This is a genomic window from Sedimentibacter sp. MB31-C6 (assembly GCF_035934735.1).
Classification (GTDB): Bacteria; Bacillota; Clostridia; order Tissierellales; family Sedimentibacteraceae; genus Sedimentibacter.
Genome location: NZ_CP142396.1, coordinates 1128963 through 1141019, shown reverse-complemented (window position 1 = coordinate 1141019; position 12057 = coordinate 1128963). Strand labels below are relative to the sequence as shown.

Sequence of the window (12057 nt, the reverse complement as noted above, 5' to 3'; positions counted from 1 at the left end):
TCATTTTTCAATAGCTAAAGTTATATCATCAACCATCTTTGATATACTTTTTAAATCAATATCAGGAAAACTTCTATTATCAAGTTTAAAATTTTTAACAACTGTTCTCATAATAAATTTATCATATAAATTATATGGTTTAACTTTTAATCTACCACCAAAGCATTGGATGGAAAAAGATTTATTTAAAAGTTTTTTAGGAAAGTTGTGTAGAAGATATTGATTTGCTTTTTCTGAAAAGGCACAACATAAATATATTGCAGTTTTCTTTTTCATTAACTCATCAATGTTATCTCCTATAAAGTTTTTCACATCTTCATGAATGCAATTAAATCTGACACAGCTACCTATAATAATTATATCATATAAAGAGACATTAGGTTTTTGTTCAGAAAGATTGACTATGTCAGCTTCAGGTAATCTTTCTTTTAACATATTTGCACATATTTCAGTAGTTTTATTATTACTTGCATAAGTAATTAAAATTTTCATTTATCTACTCCCTGTTTTGATGAATTCCCTATTACCCTGATGTTATAATAAAATGATAATGGGATATAAGATAAAAGTCAAGATGTATAATATTTATGAAATTATAATATTAAGTATTTAATTTTATTTCATCATCAATTTTTAAATATAAATAATAAGAATTAAATAAATATTATTGGGTATTGATATATTATAAAAAAATAATATAATAGTTAAATGTAAATATAATTTTAATCATAAAAACATACAATTGACAAAATATGGAGGATAATATGAAAGTGCTAAAAGAATTAATTTACTCAGATTTACATGAGTGGGTGAAGATAGAGGGTAATATTGCATATATTGGAATTTCAGATTATGCACAAAATTTATTAGGAGAAATAGTATATGCTGATTTACCAGATATAGATACAGTAGTTGAAAGAGGAGATCAATTTATAGTTCTAGAATCAGAAAAAGACGCATCAGATATATTTGCTCCTTTATCAGGAACTGTAGCAGAAATAAATGAAGAATTAATTGATAATCCGGGATTAATAAATGAATCACCTTATGAAGCTTGGATAGTTGCTTTAGAAATGACATTACCAGCAGAAGCAGATGATCTTCTTTCTCCCGATGACTATGAAAAGCTCTTTGAATAAGACGCTAATAGCGAATGTAATTTAGAAATATTATAATATTCTTAAATAAGTGAAGAATTTCGATGTCATTGTAATTAATGAAATTCTTCTTTTTATATATATGAACAAATAATTAATTAATTGACACTTGCAAGTTTTTTTGATAATCTATGTATAAAAAAAAATACAGAATTCAGTAGATGTTAAATCGTAAGAGGAGAATAATATGATACTAATAGTTGATTTTGGTGCACAATATAGTCAGCTCATAGCAAGAAGAGTTAGAGAAGCAAATGTGTATTGCGAAATAGTACCCTACACATATACAATTAATAAAATAAAAGAAAAAAATCCAAGAGGAATAATACTTTCAGGTGGACCATCAAGTGTTTACGTAGAAAATGCTCCCAAAATAACAAATGAAATATTCAACTTAGGAGTTCCAGTTCTAGGTATTTGTTATGGAGGACAATTTATTGCACAAGAATTCGGAGGCAAAGTTAAAAGGGCAGATTCTAGAGAATATGGCAGGGTAGAACTTAATGTATTGTCAGATGATAAATTGTTTAAGGATATACCTCAAGATTCATTATGTTGGATGAGTCATACTGATTATATAGAAAAAGCTCCAGAAAATTTTGAAGTAATTGCGAAAACAGAAACATGTCCAGTTTGCGCAATGAGAAATGAAGATAAGAAAATTTATGCTGTTCAATTCCATCCAGAAGTAGAACATACAGAAAAAGGAAGAGAAATATTAAATAATTTTCTATTCAATATATGTTGTTTAGAAAGTGATTGGAATATGGGAAATTTCTGTGAAGATGCTATTGCTCAAATAAAATCACAAGTTGGAGATAAAAAAGCACTCTGTGCCATGTCAGGTGGAGTAGATTCTTCTGTTGCAGCTGTAATGGTTCACAAGGCTATTGGTTCTAATCTGATATGTGTATTTGTTGATCATGGACTTCTCAGAAAAAATGAAGGCGATGAAGTTGAAGAAGTATTTAAAGAAAAATTCAATATGAATTTAATAAGAGTAAACGCTGGTGAAAGATTTTTAGGAAAATTGGCAGGCGTAACAGATCCTGAAACAAAGAGAAAAATCATTGGCAATGAATTTATAAGAGTATTTGAAGAAGAAAAACAAAAACTAAAAGATAAATTCGGACATATTGACTACTTAGTACAAGGTACTATTTATCCTGATGTAATTGAAAGTGGTACATCTACAGCTTCAGTAATAAAGAGTCATCACAATGTTGGAGGACTTCCAGAAGATGTTGATTTTGAATTAATAGAACCATTAAGACAACTTTTCAAAGATGAAGTAAGACAAGTAGGTAGAGAACTTGGAATTCCAGAAGAAATTGTTGAAAGACAACCGTTCCCTGGACCAGGTCTTGCAATTCGTACATTAGGAGAAATAACAGAAGATAAATTAAAAATAGTAAGAGAAGCAGACTTTATATTTAGAGATGAAATAAAAAAGGCAGGTCTTCAAAACAAAATATGGCAATACTTCGCTGCACTTCCAAACATCAGAAGCGTTGGTGTTATGGGAGACGAAAGAACATACTCTCACACAATTGCCCTAAGAGCAGTAACATCAACAGACGGTATGACATCAGACTGGGCACGTATACCATATGATGTATTAGAAAAAGTATCAAACAGAATTGTTAATGAAGTTGATAATGTGAATAGGATTGTTTACGACATTACAAGCAAGCCACCTGCTACAATTGAGTGGGAGTAGTTAACTGTTGGAATTTCAATGTAATTTAGCATTAAATTAGTATGAATTTTGGGTAGATGGTTTATGATTTTACTGTATTTTTCGGTAATCAGAGCCATCTATTTTATTTTAATGACTGTTTATCATAAAGGGAGCATTTGGGTCTATAAGATATGATTTATTTTTTCATTGACATAAATTGTCACAATAGTTATAATAACATATACAGACTATAGTCTCAGACTGTAGTCTGTATATTTATTTCAGGAGGCAAGACGTGAATAAAAAAACCAGTCAGGGTAATAAAACGAAGAAAAGAATTATAGAATGTGCTAGAAAGTTGTTTGTGGAGAAGGGATACAACAATGTGACAGTGGATGAAATTATAAATGAAGCAAATTCTTCAAAAGGTGGTTTTTATAATCATTTTGAAAAAAAAGAAGATTTGATTTACAGTATGGTTCCAATGGTTGATGAAATATACATTGATTTTTTTAAGTTAACTAATAATTATCAGAACACAATGGAAAAAATTACGGCATTTATTAGTTATGTTTTTTCTATTATGGAACATGAAGTAGGACTGGAGTTTATGTCTGTAATTTATTCATCGCAGATTAAAGATTCAAACACTGTCAGATTTCTTACCTCACCTGATAGGGAATATAATAATCGTCTAAAATTATTAATAGATGAGGCAAAGGAAAACAAAGAGATATATAGCGATTTATCAACCGATGAAATTACTATGATTCTTACAACCTGCATTAGAGGTGTAATATATGATTGGTGTCTAAGAAAGGGTTCGTTTAAGCTTGCCGACTATGGTATGAAGCTGATATACATGATTTTAAATCAAATAAAGCCACAGTTAACAAGCTTTTAGTTTATCTATACTAAAATATAAAGAAAGAGGTATTATCAATGAAATGCTATGTTAAAAAAACAAACAAAGTTATAAGCATTATACTATTATTATGTATTATTCTTAGTTCGTTTTCTGGTTTTGCTTATACCAATATTGATTATTTAGATACTAATCATTTAGGTTATGAATTACATTTACCTGCTCATGACACAGCATTGAAATCCTTGACTGAACAACTTAACAATAAAGGTATAGGACTGTATTCAATTACAGATGAGGATATCGTTATCTCACCTTCTGAATATAATTTTGAAGCACGGGTATCTTATGAAATTAATGAATCTATAAGTACTGATACTAATGATGATGTAACAGCTATAATTACATTTAAGTTAAATTCTTCAAATGACAGAGATGTATCCTTTGATTATAAAATATTTTCAGGAAGTGCATTTTTTTATAAACATTATGAAGGGGTTGTAAATGGTAGTGTCACATTTACAGCAGGACAAGTTGAAAAAAACTTAGAGTTTAAAATTCCTAAGATTAACAATAATTACGATGCTGATAATCCAAGAGTTTCAGAATATGGAGACCTTTGGATGGGTGATAGAGTATTTTATATTAGCTGCTACGGTGTCAGCAATGCTTTATTTGAAAATAATAAAGAAGTGATGACTATTCCTGTTAGGATTGAAAATGCTCTTAATCTTAAGCAGATATATGAAAGGGCGGCTAGTGTATATATGGCTGATATTTCGAAGATCAAAAATGCTGAAAGCTTTCCTGATACTTTAGGCAAATATGTTAACATAAATAACACTATAAGTATCGCAACATCATCTGCCATAACAGCGGATGTTAGAAAAATGATAGATACAGGTACTTTTTCTCATCTGAATTTACCTACAGTATATTTTTTAAATGAATCATATGCAACAGGGGAAGCTAATTTGCAAATCGATAATAATTATGCTACCTTCTCAAATAATGCTTTAGATTTGAGCGCTTCCATAGATGGAAAAAATATAATAGATTTTGATTGCAATGATGTTTTATTGAGTGATTTAGGACTGGGTCGTAATTCTGAAGCAAACGATGCTGTTAAATCCATAGACATTAATTTGAACTATTCAATGATAAACGGTGATATATATACATTGTTTCATGATAAGGATGGTAATTATGTTCAAAATCAGATGACTTTTGAGGATAAAATCAAACCATGTCTTGTAAATGTTACTGCGCCTTCAGGAGAATATTATTTAGGAGAGAATATACCTATTACCGTTACATTTAACGAAGCTGTTTTGTTAGACAATATAAGTTTAAAGGCAAATGATACTGTTTTGTATCCTGTTGAAAGAGATGGGACAGTTTCAGAAGATGTGAGCTTTTTGTATGAGATAGGTGCTGATTTTAATGATTTGATTAATATAGATGAGGTAACAGGTGCAATTGATTTATCTGGTAATGAACAGGAAAATATGTCCTACAGCAATCAAATTACAAATACTAAACTTAAATCATACACCATAGAGGAACTCTTTTCTTATTGTGCTGAAACAGATATAAAGGTTAGTCAGGGTAAGAGCATGAATGCTGAGGTTGAAGTAAATCTTTCTCTCAAAGTAAATGAGGAGCTTTCTGAATATCTGACTTCACATAAAACGGATGATGGACGTATAAAAACAGTCAAGGCAAGAGTAATAGGAGAGAACGGAACTGCTGTTGATGTTGACCTTTATGCTAATGATGAACTCTTAATTACTAAGCTTAGAGGAAAATTTATTGCACCTGTAAGTTCTTTAATATCAGATACAAATTATGTAGCTGAAATTTATTTTGATGAAAACGAAACTAACAATTTTAACTTGATATATTTGTTGTCAAAGCAATATATATTGCCTCAAATTATATATATTGATGATGAATCCGACGTAGAAATTGTGTATGAGAATTGGCCTGTGGAAAATAAAATATCTTCTGACAGTGTTGAATTAATTTCATTAGGATACAACGTTAAAAACAATGCTACATGGCAGGAGTTAGAGGATTTTGAGTGGATGGCAAGCGACAATATAGTTGCATCAATAACAACTTCAGGAGCAATTTCATTAACCGGGAAACCGGGGAGTGTAAGGTTTTCTTTAACTGCTTTAAACTCAGGACAACCAGATGAAAAATTTACTTTATATAGTAATACTCTACAAGTAATTGATACTAATGAGGTGTTTTTAAATGTAAGCGGGTGGTCAAAAAACGTTGAGATAGTCAAAGGAAATGATGCCAAGGTTTATTACTCTACGAACATTCCTGCTAATAATGAAACAGCAGCAACCACATTCTTTTTTAAATTATATGAAGTTGAATATGAAGCAGGTGAAATTAAAAAAGGTGATTTAGTTGTTAGTGATACAAAAAACTTCACTGCTGAAAATCAAGAATTGTATTATTCAGTGGATAGGCAATATTTAAGCAATGTATCCGAAAGAGGAAAATTCAGTTACATACTTGAATTATCTACAAGAGATTTAAAAACTGATATGGTATTTACAACATCAGCATTTATACGAGTTAAAAGTTTACCTGCAAAAGCAATGTTGAGCAAGCCAGTCAGTTATTATATAACAGATGAAATTGAAAGTTTTAATGTAAACTTTGATGTTGATAATTATAACTCCGATACATCTGTTATGCTGAATGTAACAAAGAATGGTAATACTATAATTACTAAGAATAGTATATCTGATAGGGCAAAGGATATTCGGGTTGATATGGATGAAGTGCCTGTCTTAAATTTATATGATACATACATGGTATCACTTAAGGTAAAAAATGAATATGATGAAGCTTATTCATATGATTCGTATATTATGTATGTTTATAATTCTGATGCACTTAAAATAAGTATTAACGGAGTTAAAAAAGAAAGCCATACAATGAGTTTGGATAATGTACTGAAAGATATGTCAAGCGAAGAAATCTTAAATCTTAACAGAAATATAACTTTAACGGATGAAATAAATATTAATTATGATGAATACAAGTGGAGCAGATTGTTTGATAAAACAAAGTGGTTAGTACAAAATGATAGCATGCTGTCACTTAAGTATAAGGATGGGGGATTATTAAGTAACATAGATGAAAATATTTTAGTTGCACCTGATGCGCAATTATTACTTGAAGGACTTTCACCAGGAAAGACATACATAACAGTTTCACATAATTTGACAGGTATGGAAGAGAAAATCGAAGTTACTGTTGATAATGCGAGGGATAAGCTGTTCATATTTCAAGTATATCCTGCACAAAAGAGCAAAGTATTCTATCTAAATGGTGATAGCAGCTACAAGGAAGTTGAAACAGATGAAAAAGGAAGAATTGCTATATTTGAGGAATCAGGTATTAAAGGAGATATAATATTTACACCTGAAAACACTGATTTGTATGATAAATTTATACTTGAAAATAATGAATTAAAATCAATGCAGCAAAGTACAAATCATTTAGGATTGTATCCTCAAAACAATATTGTTTTTAAAAAATCTAATTATGAAACAATATTCTATGTATGGCGTGTTGATTCGAAAGGAAGAAAATTCCTGCATGAAGGTGATGTAACAATTAGAGGCGGAGTATACAGAAACGGAATATATTGTCCTGGTGCAACAATTAATGGAAAAAACGGACAAGAAGAACAGATAGTAAAAAAGACCGGCTATGGATATATATTGAAGTTCGACCAGAATCAATTCGTTAATGACAAATATGATACTCCTATTACTTCTGAAGATAAAATAGAATATGTTTTCGAAATAGGTATATCTGGCTATTTTTCAAAGTTTATGAAGGTAGATAACGAAACTATACGATTTTTTAAAAAATACTACGATACTCCTGTTCCTGCAGGAACAATATTTTTAGAAAGCAGTGATAACTCCAAAATTAATAATGATATTAGCATAATTTCTCAGGAGCTTATTTTGGGAGAAAATATAATAGATGTACCTGAAAATATTATTATTGAAGACATATCAAAATCAGCATATATAAATACTGACATGGTTTTTAAGGGTAACCCAGACAATAACTATAATGTAAGATTTTTAGATAGAAAAAGCAACGCTCTTGTTGACTCTTTAAACACAGAAGTTGAGTCATATGAATTTTCTGATACCATATCAATTAAAAATACCTTTGATTTGCAGCAATATGTTTCTAATTTGGAGTTTGGTGAGGTAAAAAATTTAAGCATGCAAATAACTGTTAAAGGTGATGAGGGACTTGAGATTATAAATCTCCCATCAGTTCATAATGTAAGTCGAATAAATGGCGTAGACAAGTTAAGTACTTTGGAAACAGGTGAACTTAATAAAATTAGACAGGACGTTAGAAATTCTATTAATGGACCATCTATGATAGATTCTGATGGCAAAGCTGATTATATTAAAACATCTCTTAATTATTTAAGTGGATTTTCTGTAGATTCTGATAAATTGCGGCTTGAAATAACTCCTACTGATGACCCCCTAATATTTAAAGGGGTTATAATGATGGGAGTTGGACAGATGAGTAAGTACATGAAGTCGGGAGTGTACAGTAGGGACGAAAAGGTATCGCTCCTGTATGACTATATGCCTGACTATGAAATATATAACAGTGATTTTATAGGTAACAGTAAAATATTTATGGATGCTTATATGGGTGGATATGGGTCTAACAGTAAAATATACGGCGGGGGGGCATATTTTGACTGTGAGATATTTTATGATATTGATGACAGCGAGTGGAAAATTGTTGTGTTGCAATCATTCATGCATGTAGGAGGGGGTTATCATTATAAAAAAATATACAATACATGGATAGGACCAGTTCCAGTAACAGCAGAGTTCTTGGCAGGGGGGACAGGACAACTGAATTTAAAGACAGTATCTGAAGGAAGCGGTAAAGGTAGTACATATATAACAGAGTTCCAGCCATACATTTATATTCGAGGGTTTGGCGGCGTTGGACGTGATTATAAAATAGTGAGCTTAAAGGCAGGAGTTTACGGAAAAGTATCACTTGACCAACAGTATCTGTGGCTTAAGAGTGAACAAAAAAACAGTAATGGTCAAAAAATAACATTGGCAGGTGAAACAGGAATTGAATACAAAATAAAACTTGTTCTTGTTAATGTTGAAGGCACTTATGAAATAGGAGAAGGAAGCAAGACATGGAAATTCAATAATTACAATGACATAAAAAAACAATACGATACTATTAAGTATAATTTAGTATTAGATAAATATATGGGATTAAATAGTGATGAATGTAACAAGCAGGCAACTTTTGAAGACAGATCATATTTATCTAATGAAAGAAATTGGAATTCACATATGGCAAGAAGCTCCTTAGCAGGAGGCATAATTGTTCTTCAATCAAATTCTTATCCATATTCAAATCCAGTTTTAAGTACTGATGGGGAGCTGATGGTATATATATCAGATATGGATAGCTATGACTTAAATCAAACATCTGTATGCTTTTCAGTAAAATCAGGGGGAATATTTCCTGAAGGTACAAAAATAGATGATTCTGGCTATGCTGATACAGATGTAGTGATTGATGGTACAACTGACTGTGCGGCAGTAGCATGGACGCGAGTTATAACGGATATGGAGCTAAGCGAGGGAAGTGAAGCAACATTAGAAGATATTCAAAATATGATTTCAAGCACAGAAATTATGGCGGGTATATATAATGGCTCTGAATTTATTACAACACGTCTGACTGACAATTCTACTGCAGATATGTCTCCTGTAGTTGCTTCAAACGGAGAAAAAACCATAGTTGCATGGAGAAACTTCTATTCGGGGGATATGGTTGATATGGATAGTCCTTTGAGCTTTGACGGTAGGGATAATATAATGTACAAGATATTTGATGGCAGTGAATGGAGTGATGAGAAATGCTTGTATGACGGAAGCGTTGAAATGCTGAATACTCTTAATACAAAGATGCTTTCAGACGGAACGTCTGCCATTACATATGAGATAACAATGGATGGCACTGACAATACTGAAATATTTTGCGCAATAATTGGTGATGACGGTAATATATTAAAAAATATAAGATTAAGTAACAACGAAAAAAGAAATGAAAATCCACAAATAACATCTATAGAATTCCCTGATGAAATAGAGCGCTTTGTTATAGGATGGAATTCATTTATGGAAGCAGAAACTGAAGATACTATGGGGAAAAGTATAATAAGAGTTACAGCTGTTGATGGAAATGGAAATGTTTATACTGACTTTGACAATGAAATTGCAGGTTCTGATACAGCGGATTACAGTTATTTCAAGTTCACAAAAGGCTCAAAAAAGCTACAGGATTTGTCAATTGTTTGGGCTCAACCGGAATTTGATACCGAAGATAATTACAGCCATGCATTATGGGGAAGGAAGTTTTCACTTCAAGAAGACGAAATTATGATTTCTCCAGAAATCAAGCTTTTAAAACTTGATGATAATAATTTAATAGATTTCTATGATGCACATGTTGAAAATGCAGGAAAAATCAGTTTTATACTTCAAACAACCGATTATAATACAGAAAAAGAGTATAGCAACATAATTTATGGACAGTCAGAATATTCAAATAAGCTATCTCTTGAACAAGTTTATTATTCTCGTAATGAAATACTTCCCGGCAATGAAATGCCTTTTATGTTCCGCCTTTATAACAGAGGAATTGAACCAATTAATAGTGTTAGTATTAATTTTGGAGAAGTAGTTCACGTATTTGAAGAGGATGATTATATAATGCCTGGACAATATAAGGATATCAATATATTTTACTCAGTTCCCGAGATTATTATAGACCCTGCATATTCCATTACTGCAGAGTATTCACCGTCTTTGGATACGGATACAGTTACAGGTACGATAAAATTGGATGTTCCTGATGTGGGCATATATGGTATTGATGTTGTCAAGGAAGCAGATAGAGAGAGAATGTTTAGTGTAATGCTTCACAATAACACTTTTTCAGAGTTGAAAGAAGGAAAACACGTCGTTAAGCTTTATGCATATGATGATTCTGATCCTGAAGCCGAGCCCATTGTAGCAGAAACAATAAGTGATGCAAATTCTCTTGATATGATTAATAATGGTATGTTCAGTAAGAATATATTGTTAGATGAGGAAGCGTTGCAAGGTATACTTAATGAGGAAGGCGAGATACCTGATGATGGAGCTCGGATATTTTTTAAAACAGTTATAGAAGAAGATAGTGAAGAGATTGAAGATTCAAATATATCCAATAACTGGGACTATATTAAAATAATAGGACTTATCAGCAAAAACATGGAGAGTGTTTCCCTAACAAGCAGGATGAAATCTCATTCAGGTCAGACATCCGTGCAGGTTGAGCTTACGAATAATTCCATGAATGAATTAATAGGTGGAAATATAGTGGTAAACTTAAAGAGTGAGAGTGGTAGGATAATTCAAACAAAGCAATTTGGTGATAAGGCATCTTTAGTTTTAGATGGTGAAGAAACATTTATTCAAACATTTGCTTTTAACAGTGAGGGTGATTCTTTTGATGTAGTGTACATAGGAGAGAATCAAGATGATGACAAAGATAATTCAGATAACCCGAAGGATGACAATATGCAGAAGAATTATATAAATCTATTTATAGACGTAAATGAGACTGATTGGTTCTATGATGCAGTTAAATTTGCAATAGAAAACGGATTAATGATTGGAACAGATACATATACATTTGAACCTGAATTATTAGTTACACGGGGTATGCTTGTTACAATACTTCATAGATTGGAAAATCAGCCATTAGATTTGAACGGCAATTTTGCTGATGTTAAGCCCGGTGATTATTACTATAATGCCGTGGCATGGGCTCAACAAAATAATATTATTTTAGGTATCGGTGAAACAAAATTCGGTCCAAATGAAAGCATAACTCGTGAGCAGTTAGCAACAATTCTTTTTAGATATTACCTATATAAAAACAATGGTGCAGTAGATACAGGAGCAGATTTGTCTGAATTTGAGGATACTGATTTGATATCACCATATGCACTGCCTGCGATGCAGTGGGCAGTCAAAGTAGGGTTAATTAAAGGAAGAGGAGAAATTACCCTTGCTCCAAAAGGTAATGCCACTAGGGCAGAAACAGCTGTAATACTACAGAGATTCCTAGAAGTAAACAGATAAATTTAAGGGGCTGTCTTAAAACAGAAAATTAAATTTCTAAGAGAGACAGCTCTCTTTTTTGCAAAAAATAAAAAATGGCTTTAAAAGAAGCCATTTTTTATTGTA

General features: G+C 31.4%; 5 protein-coding genes. 4 read left to right on the top strand and 1 reads right to left on the bottom strand.

The window, feature by feature from the left end; all coding sequences use genetic code 11:
• Window positions 1–492 carry a flavodoxin domain-containing protein gene (locus U8307_RS05480; RefSeq protein WP_326910896.1) on the bottom strand — a complete coding sequence of 164 codons (492 nt, stop codon included), beginning with the start codon at window positions 490–492 and terminating at the stop codon, window positions 1–3.
• Between the two features lie 272 nt (window positions 493–764).
• Here U8307_RS05480 and gcvH point away from each other — a divergent pair, with 272 nt between their 5' ends.
• The 4 genes from gcvH (at window position 765) to U8307_RS05460 (ending at window position 11952) form a co-directional block, all read left to right on the top strand.
• Window positions 765–1139, top strand: a complete 375-nt coding sequence (gene gcvH, locus U8307_RS05475; RefSeq protein WP_326910894.1) for a glycine cleavage system protein GcvH — start codon at window positions 765–767, stop codon at window positions 1137–1139.
• Window positions 1140–1344: 205 nt separating this feature from the next.
• Window positions 1345–2877 (top strand): glutamine-hydrolyzing GMP synthase, encoded by a 1533-nt coding sequence (gene guaA / locus U8307_RS05470; RefSeq protein ID WP_326910892.1) that lies wholly within the window; start codon window positions 1345–1347, stop codon window positions 2875–2877.
• Between the two features lie 256 nt (window positions 2878–3133).
• Window positions 3134–3742 carry a TetR/AcrR family transcriptional regulator gene (locus U8307_RS05465; protein ID WP_326910890.1) on the top strand — a complete coding sequence of 203 codons (609 nt, stop codon included), beginning with the start codon at window positions 3134–3136 and terminating at the stop codon, window positions 3740–3742.
• 38 nt (window positions 3743–3780) lie between these two features.
• Window positions 3781–11952 carry an S-layer homology domain-containing protein gene (locus tag U8307_RS05460; protein WP_326910888.1) on the top strand — a complete coding sequence of 2724 codons (8172 nt, stop codon included), beginning with the start codon at window positions 3781–3783 and terminating at the stop codon, window positions 11950–11952.
• The last annotated feature ends 105 nt before the right edge of the window (window positions 11953–12057 follow it).

Coding starts and splice junctions, on each gene's coding strand:
- guaA (WP_326910892.1), top strand. CDS start 1,345: ATGATACTAATAGTTGATTTTGGTGCACAATATAGTCAGCTCATAGCA.
- gcvH (WP_326910894.1), top strand. CDS start 765: ATGAAAGTGCTAAAAGAATTAATTTACTCAGATTTACATGAGTGGGTG.
- U8307_RS05460 (WP_326910888.1), top strand. CDS start 3,781: ATGAAATGCTATGTTAAAAAAACAAACAAAGTTATAAGCATTATACTA.
- U8307_RS05480 (WP_326910896.1), bottom strand. CDS start 492: ATGAAAATTTTAATTACTTATGCAAGTAATAATAAAACTACTGAAATA.